Here is a 24855-nt window from a genome sequence, read left to right as displayed (position 1 = left end):
CCGCGACGGCGGAGGCCCCGAGCACCCCCCGAAGGAGCGACACCATGACCGGTCTGGCACCGAAGAGCGTGCGGCGGGTGGGCTCGCCCGCCGCGGCCGCGCTCGCGGACCTCGCCGCGATCTTCGACGACCTGCAGACGGTGCTGCTGTGCTGCGAGCGGCTCGTCTCGGAGCTCCGGCCGGGCGTCGGCAAACAGTTCGACGAGACGGTGGTCGAGGCGCTGTGGACCACCGCGCTCATCTCCTACTCCCGCTGCTTCGCCGGCGGGGAACGGGGGATGGGGCTGACCGAGGACGACATCGAGGGCCTCGAGCTCAAGGGTGAGAAGCTCGCCTGGCACCGGATGCTGCGCAAGCTCAAGAAGCACTTCGCCGACCCGGCCGCCAACCCGCGAGAGGTCTTCACCGTCGGGGTGGCCGTGAACGACGGCGTCCCCGCCGGCGTCGCGATCACCTCCACCCGCCAGGAGCCCGTCGACGAGCAGACCGTCCGCCAGACCGGGGCCCTGGCGTTCGCGCTCTCCAAGCTGGTCGACGGCCGCATCGCCGAGCACCAGGCCACGGTGCTCGAGGGCACCCAGGCCCTCACGCCCAAGGAGCTCGACACCCTCGACGAGATCGAGGTGACCGGGGACGGCGCGCCGCCGCCCGGACCGGAGGCCGACGGGACGGGGGCGTCGTCGTGACGGAGGGCAAGGGCACCGGGGACGAGTGCTTCAACCCCTGGTCGGTCGTCCACCTCGTGTTTGACCACCTCTCCGCGCAGGGACTGCACCCGGTGCTCGGGGAGATCGGCGACCCGTCGGTGCCGGCGGGCGAGCTGCTGAAGGCCCTCGGCATCGAGCCGGGGGACCCGTCGTGGGCGCGCGGCCAGGACCCCACGCAGATCCAGGACCAGCTCGCCGAGCTCCGGTCGCTGTTCGACCCCGTCCAGGGCGAGGGCGGGCGCTGAGCGATGGAGGAGCTCCACCTCGTCACGCTCGTCGTGCACCGGGTGACCCGGGAACCGCTCGCCGTGCTCGCCGACCCCGAGGAGGACCGCTGCCTCGTGGTGGCGGTTCGCGCCCCGCAGGCGGAGATCATGGCGGCGGGCCCGCACCCCGCCCGGGACGCCGACACCCGGCTGACGCAGGACGTCGTCGCCGACCTCGCGACCGCCGTGGGGCGCCGGCTCGCCCGCGCGCACATCGACGACCTCGTCGACGAACGCTTCCGGGCGAGCCTGGTGCTCGACGACGGCACCGCCGTGGACGTCCGTCCCAGTGACGCGCTCGCGATCGCCGTGCGGGACGCGCTGCCGATCTCGGTGGCCGATCACGTGATGGAGGTCGCGGGCCAGTCGTGGCGCGACTTGCAGGGGGACAAGCCGCACCCGCAGAGTGTCGAGGTGGACGAGATGCGGGAGTTCCTCGATCAGGTCACGCCGGACGACTTCCGCGCCGGAGACGACGAACGCTGATGCTCCGTCGTCCGCCCGTGATCCTCGCGGGCCCGGCCTTCATCGCGTCCGTCGCCTACGTCGACCCGGGCAACGTCGCGACCAACTCCGTCGCCGGGGCCACCTCGGGCTACGCGCTCGCCTGGGTGGTCGTCGGCGCCGGCCTCATGGCGATGCCCGTGCAGTACGTCGCCGCGAAGGTGGGCATCGCGTCGGGCCGCAGCGTCCCCAGCGCCGCCCGCCAGAACATGGCGAAGCCGACGCGCGTGTTCATGTGGCTGCAGGCCGAGGTGGTCGCGATGGCCACCGACGTCGCCGAGTTCCTCGGGGCCGCCGTCGGGCTGCAGCTGCTGTTCGGGCTCGGCCTGATCGAGTCGGGGATCATCACCGCCGCGGTCTCGTTCGGCGTGCTCGCCCTCCAGCGCCGCGGGCACCGGCCCTTCGAGATCGGCATCGTCGCCTTCCTCGCGTTCATCGTCGTCGGGGTGGCCTTCCAGCTGTTCTCCGTCGGCGTCGACCCCGGGGCCGCGGCCCTCGGGCTCGTCCCCGGGCTCGACGACTCGACGCAGCTCGTGCTCGCCGTCGGGATCGTCGGTGCCACCGTGATGCCGCACGCCATCTACGCGCACTCCGCGCTCACCGCCGCCCGGGCCCGCGGCACCGGCCGCGAGGGCCGTGCCCGGCTGCTCGGGTTCCAGCGCACCGAGGTGGTGGTCGCGCTGACGATTGCCGGGCTGGTCAACCTGTCGATGCTGCTCGTCGCGGCCGGGGTGTTCGCCGGGACCCCGGTCGCCGAGGGCGTCGACGGGCTCGAGGCCGCCCACGCCGGCCTCGGCCAGCTCGCCGGCGGCGCGGTGGCGCTGGCGTTCGCGGCGACCCTGCTCGCGAGCGGGCTGTCCTCGGCGGCCGTCGGCACCTACTCCGGCCAGGTGGTGATGGAGGGCTTCGTCGACGTCCGGCTGCCGCTGGTGGTGCGCCGCACCGTCACCATGCTGCCCGCGCTCGTGCTGCTCGCCATCGGCACCAGCCCGACGACGGCCCTGGTCGGCAGCCAGGTGGTGCTCTGCTTCGGCATCCCGTTCGCGCTCTACGCGCTGATCCGGGTGGCCCGCGACCGGTCGCTGCTCGGGTCCGAGGCGATCGGCCGCGGCATGACGACGGTGCTGGGGGTCGTGAGCGCCATCGTCGTGACCCTCAACGTGGTGCTGATCGTCGACACGTTCGCCTGAACGCACGCACCCGTCCGCCGGGCTCGGTGTCTCGGATCGAGACGCCGGGGAGGTTCACCGAGAGCTGTATCACCTCTAGCATCGCCGTTTGCGCATTCATCGACGCCGACCGGTGCGCGCGGGGCGAGGTGGCCGATGGACGAACACGCTGTCGCGGACCTCCACCGCGCCCGGGAGCGCTACCTCGGTGACCGCACGCTCGACCGGCAGGCCCTCGTCCGGCCCGAGATCGTGCAGTCCTGGGAGCGGTCCCTGCGCGCCGGGGTCGACGCCGACTCGCTGACGCTGCCCTTCGACCCCGACCTCGACTTCGACGGCAGCCTCGTCCACTGCGCCCGGCCCGTGCTCGACGACCTCTCCGAGCGTCTCTCGGGGATGTCGGTGGCCGTGGTGCTCTCCGACGCCGACGGCAACGTCCTCGACCGCCGGGTCGGCGAGGGCGAGCTGCGCAACCGGCTCGACGCGATCTCGCTGGCCCCCGGCTTCAGCTACGCCGAGGAGTTCGCCGGCACCAACGGCGTGGGGACGGCGCTCGAGGGCGGGACGCCGGCGATGGTCATCGGCGCCGAGCACTTCACCGACCGGCTCCGCGCCTTCGCCTGCGCGGGCGCCCCGGTCCACCGGCCCGGCGGGGCCCTCGCCGGCATCCTCGACGTCACGTGCCTCGCCACCGAGGCCAACGACCTCATGCGCTTCCTCGCCCAGCAGGCCGCCCGGGACATCGAGGAGGTGCTCCGCGAGCGGGGGAGTGCCGGCTCGCAGGCGGTGATGGGCGCCTTCCGGGCCGCGTGCGCCCGCGTCCGGGGCCCGGTCCTCGCGCTGGCCGACGACTTCGTGATCGCCAACCGCGCGGCCCACGACTGCCTCTCCGCGGGCGACCAGGACCTCATCGCCCGCTACGCCGCCGAGTACCGCCGCCAGGGCCCCGCCGAGGAGCGGGCGCTGCTCGACGAGGGCCCGGTGCGGCTGCTCCTCACGCCCGTGCCGCCCGAGCGGCCCGCCGGGGTGGTGGTCGAGGTCGTCCCGAGCTCGAGCACCCTGCGCCTCGCAGGCGGCGCCGGGCTCCCGCGGACCGTCACGGTCTCGCCGTCGCCGAACTCCACGTCCCCCCGGGAGCGCCCGCTCGCCGGGCTCGCCGGGACCTCGCGCTCGTGGCGCTCCACGAGCGCGGCCCTGCGCACGGCGGCCATCGCGGTCCGCAGCACGCTCGTGCTCGGCGAGACCGGCGTCGGGAAGGCCAGCGCCGTGCAGGCGGCGCACCGGGAGGTGCGGCCCGCGGCCCGCCTCGTCGTCGTGGACGGCGAGGGCGCCGACGCCGCCGAGGACCTCGCGACGCTCACCGAGGACCTCGCCGAGCCCGTCACCGTCGTCGTGCGCCGGCTGCAGGCCCTCGACGAGGACGGGACCGAGGCCCTCGCCGGGCTGCTCGCGGACGTCCCCCCGGACGTGTGGGTGGTGGGCCTGGTGACGGGGGAGGCCGTGCCGCCCGGGCGGCCGGTGCGCGAGGTCCTGGGCGGGTTCGCCGGGTCGCTGCTGGTCGAGCCGCTGCGCCGCCGCCCCGAGGACGTGCCGCTGCTCGTCGACGCGCTGCTCGCCCGGCTGGCCTCCGGCCGGCGGGTGCGGTGCACGCCCGAGGCGCTGGCGATCCTGGGCGGCGCCCGCTGGCCCGGCAACACCGCCCAGCTCCACGACGTGCTCCGGCGCTCGCTCGCCGCGCGCCCCGCCGGCGACATCGAGGCCGGCGACCTCCCTGCCGAGGTCGCGGTGCACGGGACCCGCCGGCGCCTCACGCCGCTGGAGACCGCCGAGCGCGACCTCATCGTCTCGGCGCTGATCGAGGCGCGCGGCAACCGCGTGCAGGCGGCCGCGGCGCTCGGGATGGGCCGGGCGACCCTCTACCGGCGCCTGCGGGCCTTCGGCATCACCGACGTCGGGCGCTGAGCCGGCCCGGTCGCCGGGCCCCGGCGCGCTCCGGCGTGGTCCGCCGTCCCCGCACCAGGGGGCGCTCGCCGGCCGGCGCGGCCTGGTCCTCGGGGTCGGACCCCGGGGCGGTGCCCGCCCACTCGCGCCGGGCCCCGTCGGCCACGGCGACGACCGCGGCGACGAGCTCCTCGGTGTGCGCGGCGAACCGGCGCGACGAGCACGACAGGCCCAGGGCCACCGTCGACGTGCCCGACGGGGCGGTGATCGGTGCCGCGACCGTGGCGAACCCGCGCGCGTACTCCTCGACGTCGACCGCCCAGCCCTGGGCGGCGACCCCGGCGAGCTCCCGCGCCAGCCGCTCCGGGCAGGTGACGGTGGCCGGGGTCAGCGCGGCGAGCTCCTCGTCGGCGAGGGACTCCCGGTAGGTCGGGGACGCCGCGAGCAGCACCTTCGTGAACGCCAGGGCGTGCGCCCGCTCCGGCGGGACGTGCGCGTCGAGGCCGGGCAGGCGGGCGAGTCCCTGGTGGCCGCGCACGTCGCACACGCTCGCGACGAGCGTGCCGGTGCGCCGGACGAGGTAGGTGCGCTGCCGGGTGCGGCGGTAGAGCTCGGTGACGGCCTCGGCCATCACCGCCCCGGGGGCCGGGTCGCCGGGGGCCAGGTCGACCGGTTCGGCCACGTCGGACGGCGCCCAGGCCCCCCAGGGCGGGGCGGTGGGGAGCCGGCAGCGGCCCGTCTCCTCGTCGCGGAACGCGAACCCGGCCTCGCACAGGGTGTTCACCATGTACCGGGCCGTGGCGGAGCTCTTGCCGAGTCGCTCCCCGATCTCGGCCGGCGACAGGCCCTCGGGATGGTCCCCGAGCAGCCGCAGCGCCCGGAGGACCATCGCCGCCGTCTTCAACGACCGCGCGCCCGACGTGTCCCCGCTCACAGGGGCGACTCTAGGGACCGCGGGTCCCGGCGCCTGTCTCACTTCGGGACACGTCCCGATCTCTCGGGGTGACCCCGAGGCGATCCCGGGGTCGGGCACGGATGGCGGGCGCCGCACGTTGGGAGAACGTGGGGACGTCCCCACGACACCGACCGAGAGGAACACGCCATGGCCGTCCTGACCCGCCCGCGACAGGGAGCCTGGATCGGCGGGGTGTGCGCCGGACTCGCCGAGCGCTTCGGCCTGTCGGCGAACGTCGTCCGCCTGATCTTCGTGCTCTCCTGCATCCTGCCCGGGCCGCAGTTCATCATCTACATCGCGATGTGGGTGATCATGCCCCGCCGCTGACACCCCGGCCGCTGACGTCCCGTCGGGCCGGGTCGGTCACCAGAGGTGGCCGGGGAGGTCCTTCGTCAGGTGGCTCAGCTCTCCCCGGGTCGTCGCCGCGTAGGCCGCGGCGACCCGGTCGTCGTACTCGACCGCGCTCAGCCGGCCGTGCTCCATCGCCCGGGCCAGCCGCTCCACGACGAGGCCGCGCTCGGCGTCGGACGCCCGCACCGCGTCCCGGGCGGCCTGCTCACCCTCGACCATGACCCCATTCTGCCCGGGGCCGGTCCGGCCCCGGGGCGGCCGACGCGACGGCCACGGGCCCGGCGACCGCGGCGAGGCGCAGCTTCGTCTCGTCCTCGCTGTCGGGGGCGGCCGTCATGATCACGATCTTCTGCTCGGAGTCGCCGTCGGTCAGCGTGTCGCAGCTGATCGCGACGGGTCCGACCGACGGGTGCTCCACCGTCTTGGCGTCCTCGCGGTGCGCCCCCACCGTCCCCCGGGCCCAGAGCGCGGCGAACCGCTCGTTCCCGGCGGCCAGCTCGTCGATCAGCCCGGCCAGGCGGGGGTCGTGGGGGAACCGGCCGGTGGCCCGACGCAGGTCGGAGACCACCGCGACGTCGGTGGCGTCCGGGTCCTCCTCCATCACCGGGCACGCCGCGAGGTGGGCCGGCCCGCCGTCGACCGGGAACCGGTCGCGGGCGAAGTTGCGCAGCCGGGGCGGGGACGCCATCGGGTCGCCCAGCAGCGCCGTCCAGGTCCGGTTCCACCAGATCAGCTGCCAGTCCGCGGCGAACACCGCCACCGGCACGTCGTCGAGCCGGGACAGCACGCGGTGCACGCCCGGGGTGATGTGGTCGGAGATCAGGCCCGTCGCCGGCGGGACGAGACCGGCCAGCCGGTAGAGGTGGTCGCGCTCTCCCACCGTCAGCTGCAGGGCCCGCGCCAGGGAGCCGACCACCTGCGCCGACGGCGACGTCGCGCGCCCCTGCTCTAGGCGCACCACGTAGTCGACCGACAGGCCCGCGAGGTCGGCGAGCTCCTCGCGGCGCAGCCCGGCGGTGCGGCGGGCCCGGCCCACCGGCAGGGCCGCGGCGGACGGGGGCAGCCGGTCGCGCCACGTGCGGATCGTCGCGCCCAGCCCGGACCCCGGTGTCGTGGTCATGGCTCCATCCTCGTCCCCGCCACGACCGCCACGGTGGTACTGCCGTTCCTACCGTCGAGGGGTCCCTGGTCGACGGTCCCGGCCGCGCGCAGCATCGGTGCCATGACGATCACCTTCATCACCGGGGCCAACAAGGGTCTCGGCCGCGAGACCGCCCGCCGCCTCGTCGAGCAGGGGCACACCGTGCTGCTCGGCGCCCGCGACCCCGAGCAGGGCGCCCGCGCCGCCGAGGACCTCGGCGCGCGGTTCGTCCGCATCGACGTCACCGACGACGCCTCCGTCGCCGCCGCGGCCGCCGACGTCGCCGGGCACGAGGGGCGGGTCGACGTCCTCGTGAACAACGCCGGCACCGTCGGCCCCGCCACCGACCCGACCGCCCTCACCGGCGACGATGCCCTCGGGGTCCTCGACGTCAACGTCGCCGGGGTGGTCCGCACCACCACCGCGTTCCTGCCGCTGCTGCGCCGCTCGTCCGACCCGGCGATCGTCAACGTCTCCAGCGGCATGGGCTCGCTGGCGTACACCCACGACCCGGCGCGGGCCGAGTCGCACGTGGTCGCGCCGCTCTACACCGCCTCGAAGGCGGCGCTGACGATGCTCACCACGCAGTACGCGAAGGCGCTGCCCGACGTCCGGGTCAACGCCGTCGACCCCGGCTACACCGCCACCGACCTCAACGGCCACAGCGGCCCGCAGACCGTCACCGAGGGCACCGACGCGGTCGTCGCCCTCGCGAGCGAGCAGCCGGGGGCCGGCACCGGGCGGTTCGTCGACCGCGACGGCGAGATCGCCTGGTCCTGACCCCGCGTCACCCGACCCGGGAGGCGCGGTCGAGCAGGTAGGCCCGCTCGGGCGCGGAGAGCGTGCGCCGCGCCGCGTCCCGATACAGCTCCGCCGCCTCCGCGGCCCGCCCGGCGGCCTCCGCGAGGTGGGCCCGCACCGCGGGGAGCCGGTGGTGGGAGCGCAGTGCCGGCTCGTCGAGGGCGTCGAGCTCGGCCAGGGCCGCGTCCGGCCCGTGCACCTCGCCGACGGCCACGGCCCGCCCGAGCCGGGCCATCGGGTCGGGCCACAGCGCGACCAGGGCGTCGTAGAGCGCGAGGATCTGCGCCCAGTCGGTGTCCTCGGGCCGCCCGGCCTCGGCGTGCACGGCGGCGATGGCGGCCTGGACCGCGTAGGGCCCCGGGACCCCGTCGCGCAGGACGCCGGTCACCAGCGCCGTGCCCTCCGCGATCATCGAGGCGTCCCAGCGCGTCCGGTCCTGCTCGGCCAGCGGGACGAGGCCGCCGTCGGGGCCCACCCGCGCCGGGCGCCGGGCGTCGGTGAGCAGCATCAGGGCGAGCAGGCCCGCCGCCTCCCCGGCCTCGGGAGCCCCGTCGAGCGCGCCGAGCAGGGCCCGCGTGAGCCGCACGGCCTCGTCGGCCAGCTCGCCGCGGTGCAGCGCGTCGCCCGCGCTCGCGGTGTGGCCCTCGGTGAACACCAGCGACAGCACGGCGAGGACGGCCGGGAGCCGCTCGCGGAGCTCGTCGTCGTGCGGGGTGGCGAACCGGCGCCCGACCTCGGTGAGCTTCGCCTTCGCCCGGCTGATCCGCTGCGCCACGGTGGGCTCCGGGAGCAGCAGGCCCCGCGCGATCTCGGCGGTCGTCAGGCCCCCGACGGCGCGCAGGGTGAGCGCCACCTGGCTCGGGACGCGCAGGGCCGGGTGGCAGCACAGGAGCAGCAGCGCGAGGGTGTCGTCGCCGGGGACGGGCTCGGCCGGCGGGGGCTCCCGGCGGGCATCGTCCTGCTCCCGGCGCCGCCGCGCGGTGTCGCGGCGGTAGTGCTCGACGAGCCGGCGGGTCGCCGCGGTGACGAGCCAGCCGGTGGGGTTGGCGGGCAGCCCGTCGGCCTCCCACGTGGTCGCCGCGGCGAGCAGGGCCTCCTGCACCGCGTCCTCGCAGGCCCCGAAGTCCTGGTGGCGCCGGGTGAGCACCCCCAGCGCCGTCGGGGCCGCGTCGCGCAGGGCCTCGACGACGGGCCGGCTCAGATGTCCCACCCGCTCGTGTCGAGCACCGGGCGGACCTCGACGAGGCCCCACACCGCGTCGGGCACCCGGGCGGCGATCTCCTCGGCCCGCGCCGCGTCCTCGACGTCGACGAGGTAGAAGCCCGCGAGGTGCTCCTTCATCTCCGCGAACGGGCCGTCGGCCACCACCGGGGAGCCGTCAGCGGTGGAGACCCAGCGGGCGAGCCCGGGATCGGCCAGCCCCTCGGACACGACGAGCTCGCCCGACCCGGTCAGTTCCCGGCTCAGCGCCAGGTGGTCGACCCCGAACGCCGCCCGCTGCTCGGGGGTCAGCGCCTCCCAGCGCTGCGCGAAGTGGGGGTTCGAGTGCAGCAGGATCATGAACTTCACGACGACGGTCTCCCTCGGGTGCGTCCGCGGATTGTCTTCGCCGGACTGTCGAGGCGGCACCCCCCGGTCTCGACACCGGGGCATGACCACGATGCGGACCACCGACACCCGACCCGACCCCGACCCCGCTGCCGTCCTGGACGTGCTGGGGGAGCACCACGCCGCGATCGCCGCCGGCGACGCCGAGCGGGCGTTCGCCGTCCTCGCCCCCGATGCGGTCGTCTACAACCTCGCCCCGCCGCTGATCGCGGGCACCGGCTCCCGCGACACGGACGTCGAGGGGATGCGGCAGTGGCTCGCCACGTTCACCGCGCCGCCGCGCCTCGCCCACCGCGACCCGGTGGTGCACGTCGACGGCGACCTGGCCCTCGTGCACACCCTCACCTCGATGACCGCCCAGGCGCAGCAGGGCGGGGAGTTCACGCTCTGGTTCCGGTCGACCTACGGGCTGCGCCGGACCGCGGACCGCTGGCTGATCGTCCACCAGCACGAGTCGGTCCCCTTCCACATGGACGGCTCGTTCCTCGCCGCGACCGGGCTCGAACCCTGAGCGATCCAGGACTCGTGCGGCGGGCGGGTGAGGAGCAGGCTGGGAGACGGAAGACACCGTCGTCGTCCGGAGCCCGCCCATGCCGTCCATCCCGCCCGATCCCACCCCGCTGACCCGCGAGGAGCAGGCGCTCCTGGCCGCCATCGCCGCGCACGAGCACCGCGTCGACGCGCGGTTCGCGACGGCGCTGGCGGCCGGGGTCGCGCCCCGGTCCCGCCGCCGCGGGCCGGTGCTGCTCGTCCTCGCGCTCGTCGCCGTGGTGGCCGCACCGCTCGTGCTGACCCTGGCGTGGCTGCTCGCGATCGCGGCCGTGGCGCTGCTCGTCGTCGTCCCCACCGCGCTGGTGGTCTGGTCGATACGCCAGGGCCGCGTCGACCCCGACGGGATCTAGGCCTCCCGGAGCGTCTTGAGGGCCTTCGCGATCCGCTGCTCCGAGATCGCCCCCGAGGTGCCGACCTCCTGGGCGAACCGGCTGACCCGCAGCTCCTGGAGCATCGCCGCGACCGCGTCCCAGCCGTCCCGGTCGAACGTGCGGGGCTCCCCGGCCGCGACCTGGCGGCGCTGCCGGTAGTCGGCCTCGACCGCGTGGATCTCCGCCATCACCTCGGCGTCGCGGCGGGGCGCCGTCGGGAGCTTCTCCAGCCGCTTCGCCGCCGCCCGCAGCCACCGGGCCACGTCGGGCAGGCGCGTGACCCCGTGCCGGGAGACGAAGCGCCCGCCGACGAGCGCCGTGAGCTGGGCCCGGACGTCGTCGAGCGCCGCGTCGAGCAGTCCGCTGCCGGGCCGGCCGGCGAGCTGCTGCAGGGCGAGACGGACGGCGCCCGCCTCGGCGAGGACCGCCTCCGCGCGGGTCAGCACCTCCGCGGCCCCCGCGGGCAGGCGGGCGGCGACGTCGCCGCGGAGCTTGTCGAAAGCCGCCGGGGTCCAGGCCGGGCCCTTGAGGGCGACGACGAGGCCGTCGATCGCGGCCATCACGCAGTCGTCGGCGAGGTCGTTGACGTCGCGGTAGTCCGACTCGGACATCGCGCTCTTGAGCTGGAGCACCGCGCGGTTGTCGAGGGAGCGGGTGAGCGAGCGCGCCGGGGAGGAGACCGAGCGCAGCAGCAGGCGCCGGGTCCCGCCGCGCATCGCGTCGCGGGCCTCGAGCGGGCAGTCGAAGACGCCCACCCCGACGGTGCCGCCCTCGTCGACCAGCGCCAGGTGGGCCGTCACGGTGCCGCCGGCGCGGGACTGCTCGCGGGTGCGCGGCAGCTCGCCCACCTCGGCGAACGAGGTCAGGCCCCGTCGCTCCAGTCCGTCGGCGACCTTCGCGACCGCGGCCCGGGTCTCCCGGGCGTAGCGTCGGCGCAGGGCGTCGAGGTCGCCGCCCTCGCCGATCGTCCGGCCGTCGTCGTCGGTCACCCGGAAGGTCAGCCGCAGGTGCGAGGGCAGGCCGGCGACGTTCCAGGCGTCGACCGGCACGTCGAGCCCGGAGAGGCGGCGGACGGCGTCGGAGACGGCGCGGAGCAGCGGCTCGCCCTCGGCAGGTCGCCCGTCGGCGGCGAGGCGGGCGAGCAGGGCCCGGGCGGTGTCGGGTGCCGGGACCAGCGAGCGGCGCAGCAGCTTGGGCAGCGAGCGGACCAGCGAGGTCAGCATCTCCTCGCGCAGGCCCGGCACCTGCCAGGCCAGGTCCTCGGCGCGGACCTGCCCGAGGACCGCGAGCGGCACCGTGACCGTCACGCCGTCGGTGTCGGCGCCCGGCTCGAAGGCGTAGGAGAGCGGCAGCGTGAGCCCGCCGGCCTGCCACTGGTCGGGGAACGCGCGCTCGTCGGGCGCCTCGTGGGCGAGCAGGGTCGCCGGGTCGAGGTCGAGCAGCGTCGGGGTGCGCCGCTGCTCCTTCTGCCACCAGCGGTCGAAGTGCCGCACCGAGACGACCGAGGCGGGCACGCGCTCGTCGTAGAACCGGTAGATCGTCTCCTCGTCGACGAGCAGCTCGCGGCGGGCGCGGCGCTCCAGCTCGGCGACCCGCTCGATCTCGGTTCGGTTCCGCGCGACGAACGCGTGGCGGGTGGTCCAGTCGCCCTCCACCAGCGCGTGGCGCAGGAACAGCTCGCGGGAGAGCTCGGGGTCGATGCGCCCGAACTCGACGGAGCGGTCCATCGCCAGCGGCACCCCGAACAGCGAGACCCGCTCGGTGGCGACCGCGCTGCCGCGGCGCTTCGACCAGCGCGGCTCGGAGTAGGTGCGGGTGACGAGGTCGCCGGCCGCCGCCTCGGCCCAGGCCGGGTCGATGCCCGCGACGGTCCGCGCCCAGAGCCGCGAGGTCTCGACGAGCTCGGCGGCCATGACGAACGACGGCGGCCGCTTCGCGAGGTTCGAGCCCGGCCAGATCGCGAACCGGGCGCCGCGCGAGCCCTCGAACTCGACGATCGGACGGCGCTTGGGCTTCGGGGCGCCCTGCTTGGGCTTCGCGGGCTCGGGAGCGATCCCGAGCTGGGACAGGAGCCCGGTGAGCAGCGCCTGGTGCACCCGGTCGGCGACGTCCTTGGTGATCTCCCGCCCGGGCTCGTTGCGGGTGAGGCCCAGCTCGTCGGTGAGCTGGCGCAGCTGCGCGGCGAGGTCCTGCCACTCGCGGATGCGCAGGAAGTTGAGGTACTCGGCCGCGCACTGCTTGCGGAACCGGCTCCCGGAGAGCTCCTGGCGCTGGGTGCGCACGTGCTCCCAGAGGCGCAGCCAGGACAGGAAGTCCGAGCGCGGGTCGCTGAACCGGGCGTGGGCGGCGTCGGCCTCGGCGGTCTTCTCGGTCGGGCGCTCGCGCGGGTCCTGGGCCGAGAGGCCCGCCGCGATCACCGTGACCTCGTGCACGCAGCCCAGCTGGTCGGCGGCCAGGATCATCCGCGCGATGCGGGGGTCGACCGGCAGCCGCGCGAGGTTGCGACCGATGTCGGTCAGCCGGGTCGCGTCCTCGTCGACGATCGCGCCGAGCTCGGTGAGCAGCCGGACGCCGTCGCGGACCGCGCGGGTCTCGGGCGGGTCGACGAACGGGAACTCCTCGACCGGCCCGAGCTTCGCCCCGGCCATCTGCAGGATCACCGACGCGAGGTTGGTCCGCTGGATCTCGGGGTCGGTGAACTCGGGGCGGGCGTCGAAGTCGTCCTCGGGGTAGAGCCGGATGCAGATGCCGTCCGCGACGCGGCCGCACCGGCCTGCCCGCTGGGTGGCGGACGCCTGGGAGATCTTCTCGATCGGCAGCCGCTGCACCTTCGTGCGCTGGCTGTACCGGGAGATGCGCGCGTAGCCGGGGTCGACGACGTAGCGGATGCCCGGCACCGTCAGCGAGGTCTCGGCGACGTTCGTCGCCAGCACGATCCGCCGCCGGTTCGACGCACCGGGCTCGAACACCCGGTGCTGCTCCGCGCTCGACAATCGCGCGTAGAGCGGGAGGACGTCGAGCGGGTCGGTGGGCCGGTCGGGCAGGGCGTTGAGCGCGTCCGCCGTGTCCCGGATCTCGCGTTCGCCGGCGAGGAAGACCAGCACGTCGCCGCCCGGGCCCTCGCGGCGCAGCTCCTCGACCGCCTCGACGATGCCGTCGAGCTGGTCGACGCCCTGGCCCTCCTCGTCGGTCAGCGGCCGGTAGCGGACCTCGACGGGGAACGTGCGCCCGGAGACCTCGATGATCGGCGCGTCGCCGAAGTGCTTCGAGAACCGCTCGGGGTCGATCGTCGCCGAGGTGATGACGACCTTGAGATCGGGCCGGCGGGGCAGCAGCTGGGCGAGGTAGCCGAGCAGGAAGTCGATGTTGAGGCTGCGCTCGTGGGCCTCGTCGATGATGAGCGTGTCGTAGCGGCGCAGCAGCCGGTCCTGCTGGATCTCGGCCAGCAGGATGCCGTCGGTCATCAACTTGACCAGCGTGTTCTCGCTGGCGCGGCTGGTGAAGCGCACCTGGTAGCCGACGACGTCGGAGTCCTGCGTGCCCAGCTCCTCGGACACCCGCTCGGCCACCGTGCGCGCGGCGATCCGCCGCGGCTGCGTGTGGCCGATCGTGCCGCGGACGCCCCGGCCGAGCTCGAGGGCGATCTTGGGCAGCTGGGTCGTCTTGCCCGAGCCGGTCTCCCCGGCCACGACCACCACCTGGTGGGACTCGAGGGCGGCCTTGATGTCGTCGACCCGCGCCGAGATCGGCAGCTGCTCCGGGTAGGAGACGGTCGGCACCGACGCCTGCCGGCGCTCGAGGCGCTGCTCGGCCCGCCCGACGTCGGCGGCGATCTTCTCGAGGGTGCCCGCGCGCTTGTCCTCGTCGGGAATCCTGCGGGCACCGTCGACCCGCCGGGCGAGCCGGTGGGAGTCGGCGTCGCCGAGGGCGCGCACGCGGCGCTGCAGCTCGGGCAGGTCGATGGTCGCTGTGGTCACTCCGGTCCCGGGGTCGAGCGTGTGGTGGGGGTCGACCTCCCATTGTCCCCCGTCGCGCGAGTGGGTTCCCCGGTGGCGTTCACAGGATCACCTTGAAGCCGACGTGCGAGGCCGTGAAGCCGAGCCGCTCGTAGAACCGGTGCGCGTCCCCGCGCTCCACGGCACTCGTCAGCTGCACCAGCCCGCACCCGCGCCGGCGGCACTCCTCGACGGCCCACCCCACCAGCCAGGCCCCGAGCCCGCGGCCCCGCCACGACCCGTCGACGTGCACCGCCTCGAGCTGTCCCCGCAGCATCCCCCGCCGGCCGAGCCCGGGCAGCAGGGAGATCTGCAGGGTCCCGACGATGCCGGCGGCCTCCGTCACGACGACGAGGAGCTGGTGCGGGTCGGCGTCGACCGCGGCGAAGGCCCGCTCGTAGTCCGCGAGGTCGCCCTCGGTTCCGTCACCGCGCGCGGCCGACACCGGGTCGGCCCCGAACAGGGCGGCCAGTGCGGGGACGTCCCCGGAGACCGCCCGACGAACCTTCAGCGAACGCCCAGCCACCTCACAGCGCGCGAGGACCTCGTCCGACATATTGTCCTTTCAAGTGTTCCGGCGCCGTCGCCGGGTAGCCCGGCGTCTCCACCACCTCGGAAGGACCACCATGGCCCACACCACCGGAACCGTGCCCGCGCAGCGCACGTCCGACCCGATCCTCACGACGTTCCGCGTCTTCGCCGTGCTGACGGTGGTCACCCTGCTGTGGCAGTTCGTGACGGCGGGAGAGTTCATCGGGCCGGCCGGCGACGAGTCGTGGGAGGCCCCGCACGCCACCGGCGCGATCGTCCTGCACGTCGTCGCCGGGATCACGACGATCGCCGCGTTCGCGCTGTGGAAGCTCCGCGGCGCGGCCCTGTGGCCCGCCGTCACCGCCCTCGTCGTGTTCGTCCTGTCGTTCGTCCAGGCCTACTTCGGCATGAGCTCGACGATGTGGATCCACGTCCCCGGCGCCTCGATCCTGACGATCGGTGCGGTGGCCGTCGCGGTCGCCGCGTTCCTGCCGGTCGCCCGCGGTCGCTGAGCGACCCGTCTAGCCGCGACGCCGGGCGCTGATGACCCCGGTGTTGAAGCCGGCGAGGTGGAGCCCGCCCGCGAACCGGGCGTGCTCCACCTTGAGGCAGCGGTCCATCACCACGGTCAGCCCGGCCTCCTCGCCCCGGCGGGCCAGGTCCTCGTCGTAGAGGCCGAACTGCGTCCAGAACGTCTTCGCGCCGGCCTCGATCGTCGCGTCGAGCACCGACGGCAGGTCCGCCGGCTTGCGGAAGACGTCGACGAGGTCGATCGCCACGGGCACCTCGGCCAGTGACGGGTAGACCGGCCGGCCGAGGATCTCCTCGGCGTGCGGGTTGACGAAGTAGACGTCGAAGCCGGTGCTCGAGAGCAGGTAGGTGGCGACGAAGTTCGACGCGCGGGCCGGGTTGGGCGAGGCGCCGACCACCGCGACGGTCCTCGTCGAGCGCAGGAGGTCCTGGCGCTGCAGTGCGGTGGGCCCGGTCCAGGTGCTCATCAGAGGTCCTTCGTCGCGGCGGTGAGGGCCTGGTCGAGGTCCCAGAGGATGTCGTCGACGTCCTCGATGCCGACGCTGATGCGGATCAGGTCGGGCCGCACCCCGCCCTCGCGGAGCTGGTCCTCGGAGAGCTGCTGGTGGGTGGTCGAGGCCGGGTGCAGCACGAGCGTGCGGGCGTCGCCGATGTTGGCGAGGTGGGAGCACAGCTGCACCGACTCGATGAAGCGGCGCCCGGCGTCGCGACCGCCCCGGACCCCGAACGCGAACACCGCGCCGGGGCCCTCGGGCAGGTAGTGCTTCGCGCGCTCGAAGTGCGGGTGGTCGGGCAGCCCGGCGTAGCGCACCCACTCGACGCGGTCGTCGGCGTCGAGCCACTCGGCCACCCGGCGGGCGTTCGCGACGTGCGCGGCCATCCGCTGCGGGAGCGTCTCCACGCCCTGGAGCAGCAGGAACGCCGAGTGCGGGGAGAGCGAGGCGCCGATGTCGCGCAGCTGCTCGGACCGCAGCTTCGTCAGGAACCCGTACTCCTGGAAGTTCCCCCACCAGGTCAGTCCGCCGTAGGAGGGGATCGGCTCGGTCATCTGCGGGAAGTGGCCGTTGCCCCAGTCGAACCGGCCCGACTCGCAGATGACGCCGCCGAGGGTGGTGCCGTGACCGCCGAGGAACTTCGTCGCCGAGTGGATGACGATGTCGGCGCCGTGCTCCATCGGGCGGCACAGGTAGGGCGTGGCCGTCGTCGCGTCGATGATCAGCGGGAGGCCCGCGGAGTGCGCCACCTCGGCGAGCGCGGCGACGTCGGTGACCTCCCCGGAGGGGTTGGTGACGAGCTCCGCGAACACGAACCGGGTCTTCTCGGTGATCGCCGCCCGGAAGTCCTCGGGGTCGTCGCCCGACACGAAGGTGGTCTCGACGCCGAAGCGCCGCAGCGTGACGTCGAGCTGGGTGACGGTGCCGCCGTAGAGGCTGGCGGCGCTGACCACGTGGTCGCCCGCCCCGGCCAGGCACGCGAAGGTCAGGAACTCCGCGGCCTGGCCCGACGCGGTGGCCACCGCACCGATCGCCCCCTCGAGGCTCGCGACCCGCTCCTCGAAGGCGGCGACGGTGGGGTTGGCGATGCGGCTGTAGATGTTGCCGTACTTCTGCAGGGCGAAGAGGTTGGCGGCGTCGGCGGTGTCGGTGAAGACGAAGCTCGTCGACTGGTAGATCGGCACGGCCCGGGCCCCCACGGCGTCGTCGGGCACGGCGCCGGCGTGCACGGCGCGGGTCGCGAAACCCCAGGGACGGTCAGCCTTCTCCACGTCCGCCGTTCTACACGCCGGGACCCGGGGAGTCAGTGCGACCGGGTGGGCGTCACCGCCGCGCGGCGAAGTACGCGTTCGACGGCTTCTGGAACAGGAACACCAGATAGGCGATCAGGGCGAGGCCGGCCAGCACCTGCAGCACGGCGGCGAAGCCCCCGCCCGCGACCGGGAGGGCACTGACCAGGGACGCGACCCCGGTCCCGAGGGCACCGAGGATGCCGAGGACCGCGAGGATCGCGGTGGTGATCCGGGCCCAGTTCGCCCCGGCGCGCATCTTGAGGCCGAACCAGGCGAACAGCGCGATCACGAGGACGCTGACGACGAGGCCGACGATCGAGGCGACGCCGGAGGTCGACTCGACCGTGGCGAGGAGCTGGGGGTCGGCGGGCAGACCGAGGCTCTCGAAGTAGGCGGCGTAGTCCTCGGGGCTCGGGGGGAAGACGACGCCGAGGATCTGCCCGAGGAGGTAGAGGGCGAGGGCGCCGATCCAGCAGAAGAAGGCGGTGCGTACCGACGACGGCTCGGTCGGGGCCGCACCGCCCCAATTCGACTGCGGGGCGCCGTACCCGGGCCCGTCCTGCTGGGGCGCGGGCTGCTGCCCGTACTGCGGGGGCTGCTGGCCGTAGCCCGGCTGCTGGCCGTAACCCGGCTGCTGCCCGTAACCCGGCTGCTGCCCGTACTGGGGCTGCTGCTGCCCGTACTGCTGCTGTCCGTACTGCTGCTGTTGGCCGTAGCCGGGCTGCTGCTGCCCGTACTGGGGCTGCTGCCCGTAGCCCTGCTGCGGCTCGCCTGGTCCGAACGGTGCGTTCACACGGCGTAAGCTACGTCACGCGACGGGTTCCCGGGTGCCCTTCTCGTCCGTGGTGCCCGCTTCGTCGACGATCTCCTCGTGGGCCTGCTCGATCATGCTGCGGACGGTGTCGTCCTTCGGCTCGCTCATGCCGACGGCGTACCCACTCCCACGGCGTCCGGACCATTCGGGCGTCATCGTCCCGATCCGGACCGGCCCCGGACGATCGTCGGGAAGGCCGTCAGTCCAGCCCCAGCCGGGACGCGACGACCTCGTCCATGATCTCGTTCGTCCCGCCGCCGATCCCGAGGATGCGGGCGTCGCGGTAGTGGCGCTCCACCTCGATCCCGTGCAGGTAGCCCGCCCCGCCGTGCAGCTGGACGGCCTGGTCGACCACCCAGTCGCAGGCCTCGACCGCGGTGTTCTTGGCCATCGCGAGCTCGGCGACGAGGTCGCCCGAGGCGTCGCCCGCCTCCCAGCGCGCGAGGACGTCGCGGACGTAGGTGCGGGCGACGGTGGTCACCCGGGCCATGCGGGCGATCCGGTGCCGGACCACCTGTCGTGACGACAGCGGTGCGCCGAAGGTCTCGCGCTGCTTCGCCCAGGCGATCGTCAGGTCGACGCAGCGCTGCGCGGTCGCGTAGGCCTGCACGGCGAGCGAGAGCCGCTCGGAGCCGAAGCGCTCCATGATCTGCCGGAACCCGCTGCCCTCGGCCCCGACCAGGTGCGACGCCGGCACCCGGACCTCGTCGAACGAGATCGTCGCGGTGTCCGAGCAGTGCCAGCCCATCTTCCGCAGGCGTGTCCGCGAGACCCCGGGCCGGTCGGTCTCGACGACGAGCAGCGACACCCCGCGGTGCCCCGGCCCGCCGGTGCGCACCGCCGTGGTCACGTAGTCGGCGCGGGTGCCCGAGGTGATGAACGTCTTGGCGCCGGTCACCACGTAGTCCTCGCCGTCGCGGACCGCGCGGGTGGTGATCGCGGCGACGTCGGACCCGGTGCCGGGCTCGGTGATCCCGAGCGAGCCGATCAGCTCGCCGCGCAGCGTGGGCCGCACGAAGCGGTCGACGAGGTCGGGGGAGCCGTGCAGGGCGATGTGCGGGGCGGCGATGCCGTGGGTGAACAGGCCCGCGCACACCCCGCTCGAGCCGCCGGCGAGGATCAGCTCCTCGGCGACGAGCGCCGTGTCGGTGTGGTCGCCGTCGCCGCCGACCGCCTCGGGGAAGCCCAGGGCGAGGAGGCCGAGCGACCCGGCGGTGCGGTGCAGCGAGCGCGGCAGCTCGCCGGCGTCCTCCCAGGTCTCGAGGTGCGGCACGATCTCCCGCTCGGTGAAGCGGCGGACCATCGCCCGCAGCTCCCGGCGCTCCTCGGTCCGCCACGGGCTCGTCACGTCCGCCACCGCCGTCATCGCGACACCGCCGCGGCCGACCCGGCGAACTGCTCGCGCAGCACGCGCTTGAGCAGCTTGCCGGTGGCGTTGCGGGGCAGCTCGGTCACCAGCTCGACGCGGCGGGGCGCCTTGAAGTGGGCGATCCGCTCGCGGGCGAACGTGATGAGCTCCGCGGGGTCGACGTCGCCCTCGGGCACGACGACGGCGAGCACCGTCTCGCCCCACTGCGGGTCGCCGACCCCGACCACGGCCACGTCGGCCACGCCCGGGTGCCGGTGCAGCACCTGCTCGACCTCCACCGGGTACACGTTCTCCCCTCCTGTGATGATCATGTCCTTCCTGCGGTCGACGAGCGTGACGAAGCCCTGGTCGTCGCGGGTCCCGAGGTCACCGGAGCGGAACCAGCCCTCGCGCAGGGCCTCGGCGGTCTCGTCGGGGCGGCCCCAGTAGCCGGCGAACACCGTCGGGCCGCGCAGCACCAGCTCCCCGACCTCGCCGACGCCCACCTCGGTGCCCGCCTCGTCGACCAGTCGGGCGTCGACGTGCATGAACGGGCGCCCCACCGAGCCGGCGTGCGCGACGACGTCGGTGGTGTCGAGGAACAGGGCCGCGGGGGAGAGCTCGGTCATCCCGAAGCCCTCGGTGAACGTCCAGCCCAGCGCGAGGAACCGCTCGATCACCGTCAGCGGGCACGGCGCGCCGCCGGAGATCGCCCAGCGCAGGGCGGGGAGGGAGCGCTCGTCGAGATCGGGCACCCGGGTCAGCGCCGCCCACATCGCGGGCACGAGGAACTGGGTGGTCACGGCGTGGGCGGCCATGAGGTCGAGGAAGCCCGCGGGGTCGAAGGACGGCACCACGACGACCGTCCCGCCCGCGTAGAGCAGCGGCAGCGCCGAGAGCCCGAGCGCCCCGATGTGGAACAGCGGTGCCGCCGCGATCGTCACGTCGCTCGACGCGATGCCCGGCCCCGCGGAGAGCATGTTCACCGCGTTCCAGAGCATGTTGTCGTGGGTGAGCACCGCGCCCTTCGGCCGTCCGGTGGTGCCCGAGGTGTACATGATCACGCAGGGCTCGCCGCCGCGGCCGGCCTCGGGCTCCCGTTCCCGACGAGGGTCCGTGCCCGGCTCGGCGCCGAGGTCCACCGTGTCCACCCCGGGGTGCTCGGCGAGCGCGGCGGCGGCGAGCCCGGCGAACGCCGCGGAGTGCACCAGCAGGCGCGCCCCGGAGTCGGCCAGGACGTGGACCACCTCGGCGGGCGCGAGCCGCATGTTGACCGGCACCGCGATCGCGCCGAGCCGGGCGACCGCGAAGAGCCACTCCAGGTACGCCGTCGAGTTCTCCCCGAGCAGCGCCACCCGGTCGCCCGGCCCGACCCCCCGCCCCGCGAGGTCGTGCGCCCGCGACCCGACCCGCCGGTCGAGCTCGGCGTAGGAGGTCCGGGCCCCGCTCGGGCCGTCGATCAGGGCCACCTTCTCGGGGGACCGCTCCGCCCGGCGGGCCACCCAGGCCCCGATGCCCTCGTCCACTCCGGCTCTCCCGCCCTCGCGTGATCTCGACACTCTGCCCGGCCGGGCGGGCGGTCACCAGGGGCTCAGGGGCGGCGCGACCGGCGCCTCGACACGGCGGACCGCGGGGGCAGCGCGCGCATGTGGTCGCGCACCGGCTCGAGGAGGCCGATCAGGGTCCGGGAGTCCTCCCGGGAGAGCGGGTCGAACAGCATCCGCCCGACGACCTCCTCGTGGCCCGGCAGCACCTCCGCGATCAGCGCCCGCCCGGCGTCGGTGATCGTGACGGTGACGCCGCGCTCGTCGTCGGGGGAGGGGGTCCGGGCGACGAGGCCCGCCTTCTCGAGCAGGCCCGCCTGGTAGGTCAGCCCGCTGCGGCTGTGGACGATCGCGTCGGCCAGGTCGGTCATGCGGTGGCTGCCGGTCGGCGACTGCGCGAGCCGCATGAGGACCTGGAACCGGACGAAGGTCAGGCCGCCGTCGTCGTGGAGCTGCTGCTCGATCGCGTGGCGCAGCAGTCCGGACACCTCGACCAGGGCGAAGTAGGCGCCGAGCTGGACCGGGTCGACGGAGTGCGGCGGGTCGGGCACCGCCCGAGTCTACTTGCTTCGAGTTCGAAGCATCGCTAGCGTCACGGGCGCTTCGAGTTCGAAGCAGACGAGACGCTGGAGGACGCGACGTGAAGGCAGTGCGGTTCCACGAGTACGGCGGCCCCGAGGTGCTCCGGTACGAGGACGTGGAGCAGCCCGTCCCGGGTCCGGGCGAGGTGCGGGTCCGCGTCGCGGGCACGACGTTCAACCCCGTCGACGACGGCATCCGCGGGGGCTACCTGCAGGGCCCCTTCCCGGTGACGCTGCCGCACGTCCCGGGCATCGAGGTCGCCGGGACGGTCGACGCCCTGGGCGAGGGCGTGGACGGCCTCGAGGTCGGCGAGGCGGTCGTCGGGTTCCTGTCGATGGTGGCCGACGGCGCGGCCGCGGAGTACGTCGTCACGCCCGCCGAGGTCCTGACGCGGGCGCCCGCGGACGTCGCGCTCGCCGACGCCGCCGCACTGCCGATGGTGGGTCTCACCGCCTGGCAGGCCCTGGTCGACGAGGCGAAGCTGACGGCCGGGCAGCGCGTGCTGATCAACGGCGCGGGCGGGTCGGTCGGCGGGTACGCCGTGCAGCTCGCGAAGCACGCCGGCGCGCACGTGATCGCCACCGGCAGTCCCCGCAGCCGGGACGGCCTGACGGCGGCGGGCGCCGACGAGGTCGTCGACCACACCGCCGGCGACGTCGCGTCGGCCGTCGACGAGCCGGTCGACGTCCTGCTCAACCTCGCTCCGGCCGACCTGGGCGCACTCGTCGGCCTCGTGCGCGACGGCGGCGTCGTCGTGAACACCGTGGTGCAGACGCCGGCACCCGCCGACGAGGCGCGCGGCGTGCGCGCGGTGGGCGTGTTCGTCCGCAGCGACGCCGAGCAGCTGGCGCACCTGGTGGCGCTGGTCGACCGGGGCGAGCTGCACGTCGACGTGGCCCGGCGCGTGCCGCTGGCCGAGTTGGCGGGCGTCCACGCCGAGGCCGACGCGGGAACGCTGCGCGGCCGGGTGGTCGTGGTGCCGGAGGCCGCTCAGCCGGCGTAGGGGCGCACCGGGAGTCCCGGCGGCGAGACGTCGGAGACCTCGGCGACGAACACCGCTCCGGCGAGCGGCTCGTCGTCGGGATCGATGTCGCGGGACGAGGTGGTGACGTAGAGGCGGGTGCCCCCGAGCGCGCAGGCCGTCGTCTGCGAGGCCGGCACCTCGACCACGGCGTCGAGGACCCCGTCGGCGGTGTAGTGCCGGACGGCCCCGCCGGTGAACAGCGCCACCCAGAACCCGCCCGCGGCGTCGGGAGTGAGGCCGTCGGGGTGCCCGACGCCGTCCTCGATCGTCACCACCGGCCGGCGCCCGGCGGTGCGGCCGCCCGCGAGCGTGATCCGGTCGATCCGGTGGGTGGGGGTGTCGACGTGCAGGGCGGTCCCGTCGTCGGCGAACGCCAGGCCGTTGGGGATCGTCAGCCCCTCCTCGACGACCTCGACGGTCCGGTCGGGGCGCAGCCGGTACAGCGTCCCGACCCCGGACCGCTCGTCGTAGGCCATGGAGCCGCAGAGGAAGGCGCCGTCCGGGTCGGCGCCGCCCTCGTTGAACCGGATGTCGGGGTCGCTCCACAGGGCCCCGCTGGACCATTCGACCTGCATCGACGCGTCCAGGAGCACGAACTCCCGCTCGGTCGCGACCACCCAGCCGCCCCCGACGCGCGGCCGGAACGCCGCGGCGACGTCCCCGACGTGGTCGCGGCGCACCGACCCGTCGCCGGCGAGGGTGACGACGTCGCCGGCGAGCATGTCGACGCAGCGGAACCCGCCGTCGTGCCAGACCGGGCCCTCGCCGTGGCCGAGGATCGGGTCGGTCAGGGCGGTGGCACGCAGAACGGTCGGCACGCCCGGCACCCTAGGTCGTGCCGGGTCGGCAGAGCATGATCGTCGGCCCGAGGAGGATCCGGACGCCGAGCGTCCGGGCCCTCCTCGTTCCGACGATCTTGCGTCGCGAGGTCAGGCCGACCGGCGCCGCAGCGCGAAGTAGACGAGCCCCGACACCACGAACCCCACCTCGAAGGCGATGTCCCCGACCGTCGGCACCGCCTGCGCGACGAGCCCGGTGAAGGACGTCTGGTTCGCGAACAGCACGATCGAGACGACGATCCCGGACAGCATCGCCACCGGCCCGGCGACGTTGCGGTGCGAGGTGTCGAACAGCAGCGCCTCGCCCGACCCCCGGCGCAGCCACCGGTCGACGAACACGACGGCCAGCCACGGCCCGATCCAGTAGGCGATGATCAGCAGGAAGCCCTCGTAGGCGTGGCCGGCGTCGGCGAGCCCGAACAGCGCCACGACGAAGCCGAGCACCCCGAAGACCCCGACGGCGAGCGCCCGCCGCAGCGTCAGCGGCAGCCGGATGCCGAGCGCGACGAACGACATCGAGCCCGAGTAGATGTTGATCGCGTTCGCGGCCACGGCGCCGATCGCGATGCACAGCAGCGTCAGGGCGGCGAGCCAGCCGGGGAGGTTCGAGGTGAACACGCCGGTGGGGTCGTCGAGCGCGCCGCCGCCGATCCCGCCGATGGTGGCCGACGCGGCGCCGACGGTCTCGAGGATCACGCACGGGACGAACACCCCGAGCCCGGCGGCCCAGCCGACGGCCCGCGGGCTGGAGTCGGCGGGCAGGTAGCGGGTGTAGTCGGTGGCGTAGGGGTTCCATCCGGCCGCGTAGCCGAAGGTCGCGCCGACGGTGAGCAGGAAGCCCGCGACCGTCCCCGCCGGCTGGCCGCCGGTGGGCGTGAACGTGGTGTCGACCTGCGTCAGGATCACCACCGAGGTGATCGCGAAGACCACCGCGAGCACCGGCAGCACGACCTTCTCGAACCCGTGGATCAGGTTGTGCCCGAGCAGGGCCACCCCGATCTGCACCGCGGCCACGATCAGCAGCGCCACCCAGCCCGGCATCCCGGTGAGCGTCGAGAGCGCGAGCGCCCCCGAGACGCTGTTCACCGCGAACCAGCCGATGCCCCCGACCACCGCGTTCAGCCCGGCGGGCAGGGCGTTCCCGACGAAGCCGAAGCCCAGCCGGGAGAGCACCATCATCGGTACGCCGGCGGCCGGGCCCCGCGCGGAGAGCAGGCCGTGGGTCAGCGACCCGAGCGCGGTCCCGACGAGGATGCCGAGGAACGCGCCCCAGAACCCCAGCGAGAACGCGCCCACCGCGAGGACGCCGACGAAGATCGTCGCGAACTCGAGGTTGGGCGAGCACCACGTCCAGAACAGCTGACGGGGCCGCCCGTGGCGTTCGGCGAGCGGGATGAACTCGGCGCCGCCGGGTTCGACCGCGACGACCTTGTCGCCGTAGACACCGTCGCGGACGACGACGTCGGCTGGTTCCTCGATGACGGACATGGGGTCC

At 74.7% G+C, this 24855-nt stretch carries 26 protein-coding genes; 11 read left to right on the top strand and 15 right to left on the bottom strand.

All coding sequences use genetic code 11. The features are described from left to right. Positions 1–44 precede the first annotated feature (44 nt). The 5 genes from ACFPBZ_RS00615 (at position 45) to ACFPBZ_RS00595 (ending at position 4608) form a co-directional block, all read left to right on the top strand. On the top strand, positions 45–686 hold the full coding sequence (locus ACFPBZ_RS00615) for a hypothetical protein (protein WP_378034049.1): 642 nt from the start codon (positions 45–47) through the stop codon (positions 684–686). Then, complete coding sequence (locus tag ACFPBZ_RS00610) at positions 683–952, top strand: hypothetical protein (protein WP_378034048.1); 270 nt, start codon at positions 683–685, stop codon at positions 950–952. The genes ACFPBZ_RS00615 and ACFPBZ_RS00610 overlap by 4 nt, the downstream gene beginning before the upstream one ends. Positions 953–955: 3 nt before the next feature. Beyond that, positions 956–1459 carry a bifunctional nuclease family protein gene (locus tag ACFPBZ_RS00605; RefSeq protein WP_378034047.1) on the top strand — a complete coding sequence of 168 codons (504 nt, stop codon included), beginning with the start codon at positions 956–958 and terminating at the stop codon, positions 1457–1459. Next, positions 1459–2667 carry an Nramp family divalent metal transporter gene (locus ACFPBZ_RS00600; protein WP_378034046.1) on the top strand — a complete coding sequence of 403 codons (1209 nt, stop codon included), beginning with the start codon at positions 1459–1461 and terminating at the stop codon, positions 2665–2667. Before ACFPBZ_RS00605 ends, ACFPBZ_RS00600 begins: the two co-directional genes overlap by 1 nt. A gap of 135 nt (positions 2668–2802) precedes the next feature. Continuing rightward, a complete protein-coding gene (locus tag ACFPBZ_RS00595) occupies positions 2803–4608 on the top strand; it encodes a sigma-54-dependent Fis family transcriptional regulator (protein WP_378034045.1) in 1806 nt (601 codons plus the stop codon). On the opposite strand, the gene ACFPBZ_RS00590 is transcribed toward ACFPBZ_RS00595, so the two are convergent. After that, positions 4589–5521 carry an IclR family transcriptional regulator gene (locus tag ACFPBZ_RS00590; protein WP_378034044.1) on the bottom strand — a complete coding sequence of 311 codons (933 nt, stop codon included), beginning with the start codon at positions 5519–5521 and terminating at the stop codon, positions 4589–4591. The two genes, ACFPBZ_RS00595 and ACFPBZ_RS00590, sit on opposite strands and share 20 nt — an antisense overlap. A gap of 168 nt (positions 5522–5689) precedes the next feature. Between ACFPBZ_RS00590 and ACFPBZ_RS00585 the strand changes: the two genes are divergently transcribed. Continuing rightward, a complete protein-coding gene (locus ACFPBZ_RS00585; RefSeq protein ID WP_378034043.1) occupies positions 5690–5869 on the top strand; it encodes a PspC domain-containing protein in 180 nt (59 codons plus the stop codon). A 36-nt stretch (positions 5870–5905) separates the two neighbouring features. Here ACFPBZ_RS00585 and ACFPBZ_RS00580 read toward each other — a convergent pair whose 3' ends face one another. After that, complete coding sequence (locus ACFPBZ_RS00580) at positions 5906–6112, bottom strand: DUF1707 SHOCT-like domain-containing protein (RefSeq protein WP_378034042.1); 207 nt, start codon at positions 6110–6112, stop codon at positions 5906–5908. After that, the gene (locus ACFPBZ_RS00575) at positions 6099–7013 is read right to left on the bottom strand and encodes a helix-turn-helix transcriptional regulator (RefSeq protein WP_378034041.1); all 915 of its coding nucleotides are present in this window, start codon (positions 7011–7013) and stop codon (positions 6099–6101) included. Before ACFPBZ_RS00575 ends, ACFPBZ_RS00580 begins: the two co-directional genes overlap by 14 nt. Before the next feature lie 102 nt (positions 7014–7115). On the opposite strand from ACFPBZ_RS00575, the gene ACFPBZ_RS00570 reads away from it, so the two are divergent. Then, positions 7116–7814, top strand: coding sequence for an SDR family NAD(P)-dependent oxidoreductase (locus ACFPBZ_RS00570; RefSeq protein WP_378034040.1), 699 nt, complete (start codon positions 7116–7118; stop codon positions 7812–7814). A 7-nt stretch (positions 7815–7821) separates the two neighbouring features. Here ACFPBZ_RS00570 and ACFPBZ_RS00565 read toward each other — a convergent pair whose 3' ends face one another. Beyond that, positions 7822–9045, bottom strand: a complete 1224-nt coding sequence (locus ACFPBZ_RS00565; RefSeq protein WP_378034039.1) for an RNA polymerase sigma factor — start codon at positions 9043–9045, stop codon at positions 7822–7824. Continuing rightward, positions 9033–9395 (bottom strand): YciI family protein, encoded by a 363-nt coding sequence (locus ACFPBZ_RS00560; RefSeq protein WP_378034247.1) that lies wholly within the window; start codon positions 9393–9395, stop codon positions 9033–9035. Before ACFPBZ_RS00560 ends, ACFPBZ_RS00565 begins: the two co-directional genes overlap by 13 nt. Before the next feature lie 91 nt (positions 9396–9486). Between ACFPBZ_RS00560 and ACFPBZ_RS00555 the strand changes: the two genes are divergently transcribed. Continuing rightward, the gene (locus ACFPBZ_RS00555; RefSeq protein WP_378034038.1) at positions 9487–9954 is read left to right on the top strand and encodes a YybH family protein; all 468 of its coding nucleotides are present in this window, start codon (positions 9487–9489) and stop codon (positions 9952–9954) included. 79 nt (positions 9955–10033) lie between these two features. Then, positions 10034–10345, top strand: a complete 312-nt coding sequence (locus ACFPBZ_RS00550; protein ID WP_378034037.1) for a DUF3040 domain-containing protein — start codon at positions 10034–10036, stop codon at positions 10343–10345. Here ACFPBZ_RS00550 and hrpA read toward each other — a convergent pair. Beyond that, positions 10342–14343, bottom strand: coding sequence for an ATP-dependent RNA helicase HrpA (hrpA, locus tag ACFPBZ_RS00545; protein ID WP_378034036.1), 4002 nt, complete (start codon positions 14341–14343; stop codon positions 10342–10344). The two genes, ACFPBZ_RS00550 and hrpA, sit on opposite strands and share 4 nt — an antisense overlap. A 79-nt stretch (positions 14344–14422) precedes the next feature. After that, positions 14423–14917 carry a GNAT family N-acetyltransferase gene (locus ACFPBZ_RS00540; RefSeq protein WP_378034035.1) on the bottom strand — a complete coding sequence of 165 codons (495 nt, stop codon included), beginning with the start codon at positions 14915–14917 and terminating at the stop codon, positions 14423–14425. 70 nt (positions 14918–14987) lie between these two features. On the opposite strand from ACFPBZ_RS00540, the gene ACFPBZ_RS00535 reads away from it, so the two are divergent. Next, positions 14988–15404 carry a hypothetical protein gene (locus tag ACFPBZ_RS00535; RefSeq protein ID WP_378034034.1) on the top strand — a complete coding sequence of 139 codons (417 nt, stop codon included), beginning with the start codon at positions 14988–14990 and terminating at the stop codon, positions 15402–15404. A 9-nt stretch (positions 15405–15413) separates the two neighbouring features. Here ACFPBZ_RS00535 and ACFPBZ_RS00530 read toward each other — a convergent pair whose 3' ends face one another. From ACFPBZ_RS00530 to ACFPBZ_RS00505, 6 genes are all read right to left on the bottom strand, one after another. Next, a complete protein-coding gene (locus ACFPBZ_RS00530) occupies positions 15414–15890 on the bottom strand; it encodes a CoA-binding protein (protein ID WP_378034033.1) in 477 nt (158 codons plus the stop codon). Beyond that, positions 15890–17188: an O-acetylhomoserine aminocarboxypropyltransferase/cysteine synthase family protein gene (locus tag ACFPBZ_RS00525; protein ID WP_378034032.1), complete on the bottom strand. Its 1299-nt coding sequence runs from the start codon at positions 17186–17188 to the stop codon at positions 15890–15892. The genes ACFPBZ_RS00530 and ACFPBZ_RS00525 overlap by 1 nt, the downstream gene beginning before the upstream one ends. 52 nt (positions 17189–17240) lie before the next feature. Beyond that, on the bottom strand, positions 17241–18002 hold the full coding sequence (locus tag ACFPBZ_RS00520; RefSeq protein WP_378034031.1) for a hypothetical protein: 762 nt from the start codon (positions 18000–18002) through the stop codon (positions 17241–17243). 220 nt (positions 18003–18222) lie between these two features. After that, positions 18223–19371, bottom strand: coding sequence for an acyl-CoA dehydrogenase family protein (locus ACFPBZ_RS00515; RefSeq protein WP_378034246.1), 1149 nt, complete (start codon positions 19369–19371; stop codon positions 18223–18225). 14 nt (positions 19372–19385) lie between these two features. After that, entirely contained in the window at positions 19386–20897 is a 1512-nt protein-coding gene (locus ACFPBZ_RS00510; RefSeq protein WP_378034030.1) for an acyl-CoA synthetase, read from the bottom strand. Positions 20898–20962: 65 nt separating this feature from the next. Continuing rightward, positions 20963–21466 (bottom strand): MarR family winged helix-turn-helix transcriptional regulator, encoded by a 504-nt coding sequence (locus ACFPBZ_RS00505; protein WP_378034029.1) that lies wholly within the window; start codon positions 21464–21466, stop codon positions 20963–20965. A gap of 89 nt (positions 21467–21555) precedes the next feature. Between ACFPBZ_RS00505 and ACFPBZ_RS00500 the strand changes: the two genes are divergently transcribed. Beyond that, positions 21556–22500 carry an NADP-dependent oxidoreductase gene (locus ACFPBZ_RS00500; RefSeq protein ID WP_378034028.1) on the top strand — a complete coding sequence of 315 codons (945 nt, stop codon included), beginning with the start codon at positions 21556–21558 and terminating at the stop codon, positions 22498–22500. On the opposite strand, the gene ACFPBZ_RS00495 is transcribed toward ACFPBZ_RS00500, so the two are convergent. Then, entirely contained in the window at positions 22488–23339 is an 852-nt protein-coding gene (locus ACFPBZ_RS00495; RefSeq protein ID WP_378034027.1) for an SMP-30/gluconolactonase/LRE family protein, read from the bottom strand. The genes ACFPBZ_RS00500 and ACFPBZ_RS00495 overlap by 13 nt on opposite strands. 111 nt (positions 23340–23450) lie before the next feature. After that, complete coding sequence (locus tag ACFPBZ_RS00490; protein ID WP_378034026.1) at positions 23451–24848, bottom strand: purine-cytosine permease family protein; 1398 nt, start codon at positions 24846–24848, stop codon at positions 23451–23453. Positions 24849–24855: the final 7 nt, after the last annotated feature.

Source organism: Actinomycetospora atypica (genome assembly GCF_042653685.1).
GTDB lineage: Bacteria > Actinomycetota > Actinomycetes > Mycobacteriales > Pseudonocardiaceae > Actinomycetospora > Actinomycetospora atypica.
The sequence above is the reverse complement of the archived record's forward strand: the minus strand, read 5'-3'. Positions and strand labels throughout refer to the sequence as shown.

What these genes read in the sequence shown, in the direction of transcription:
- ACFPBZ_RS00615 (WP_378034049.1), top strand. Translation starts at nt 45, where the DNA reads ATGACCGGTCTGGCACCGAAGAGCGTGCGGCGGGTGGGCTCGCCCGCC.
- ACFPBZ_RS00605 (WP_378034047.1), top strand. Translation starts at nt 956, where the DNA reads ATGGAGGAGCTCCACCTCGTCACGCTCGTCGTGCACCGGGTGACCCGG.
- ACFPBZ_RS00600 (WP_378034046.1), top strand. Translation starts at nt 1,459, where the DNA reads ATGCTCCGTCGTCCGCCCGTGATCCTCGCGGGCCCGGCCTTCATCGCG.
- ACFPBZ_RS00595 (WP_378034045.1), top strand. Translation starts at nt 2,803, where the DNA reads ATGGACGAACACGCTGTCGCGGACCTCCACCGCGCCCGGGAGCGCTAC.
- ACFPBZ_RS00585 (WP_378034043.1), top strand. Translation starts at nt 5,690, where the DNA reads ATGGCCGTCCTGACCCGCCCGCGACAGGGAGCCTGGATCGGCGGGGTG.
- ACFPBZ_RS00580 (WP_378034042.1), bottom strand. Translation starts at nt 6,112, where the DNA reads ATGGTCGAGGGTGAGCAGGCCGCCCGGGACGCGGTGCGGGCGTCCGAC.
- ACFPBZ_RS00575 (WP_378034041.1), bottom strand. Translation starts at nt 7,013, where the DNA reads ATGACCACGACACCGGGGTCCGGGCTGGGCGCGACGATCCGCACGTGG.
- ACFPBZ_RS00570 (WP_378034040.1), top strand. Translation starts at nt 7,116, where the DNA reads ATGACGATCACCTTCATCACCGGGGCCAACAAGGGTCTCGGCCGCGAG.
- ACFPBZ_RS00560 (WP_378034247.1), bottom strand. Translation starts at nt 9,395, where the DNA reads ATGATCCTGCTGCACTCGAACCCCCACTTCGCGCAGCGCTGGGAGGCG.
- ACFPBZ_RS00555 (WP_378034038.1), top strand. Translation starts at nt 9,487, where the DNA reads ATGACCACGATGCGGACCACCGACACCCGACCCGACCCCGACCCCGCT.
- ACFPBZ_RS00550 (WP_378034037.1), top strand. Translation starts at nt 10,034, where the DNA reads ATGCCGTCCATCCCGCCCGATCCCACCCCGCTGACCCGCGAGGAGCAG.
- ACFPBZ_RS00540 (WP_378034035.1), bottom strand. Translation starts at nt 14,917, where the DNA reads ATGTCGGACGAGGTCCTCGCGCGCTGTGAGGTGGCTGGGCGTTCGCTG.
- ACFPBZ_RS00535 (WP_378034034.1), top strand. Translation starts at nt 14,988, where the DNA reads ATGGCCCACACCACCGGAACCGTGCCCGCGCAGCGCACGTCCGACCCG.
- ACFPBZ_RS00530 (WP_378034033.1), bottom strand. Translation starts at nt 15,890, where the DNA reads ATGAGCACCTGGACCGGGCCCACCGCACTGCAGCGCCAGGACCTCCTG.
- ACFPBZ_RS00490 (WP_378034026.1), bottom strand. Translation starts at nt 24,848, where the DNA reads ATGTCCGTCATCGAGGAACCAGCCGACGTCGTCGTCCGCGACGGTGTC.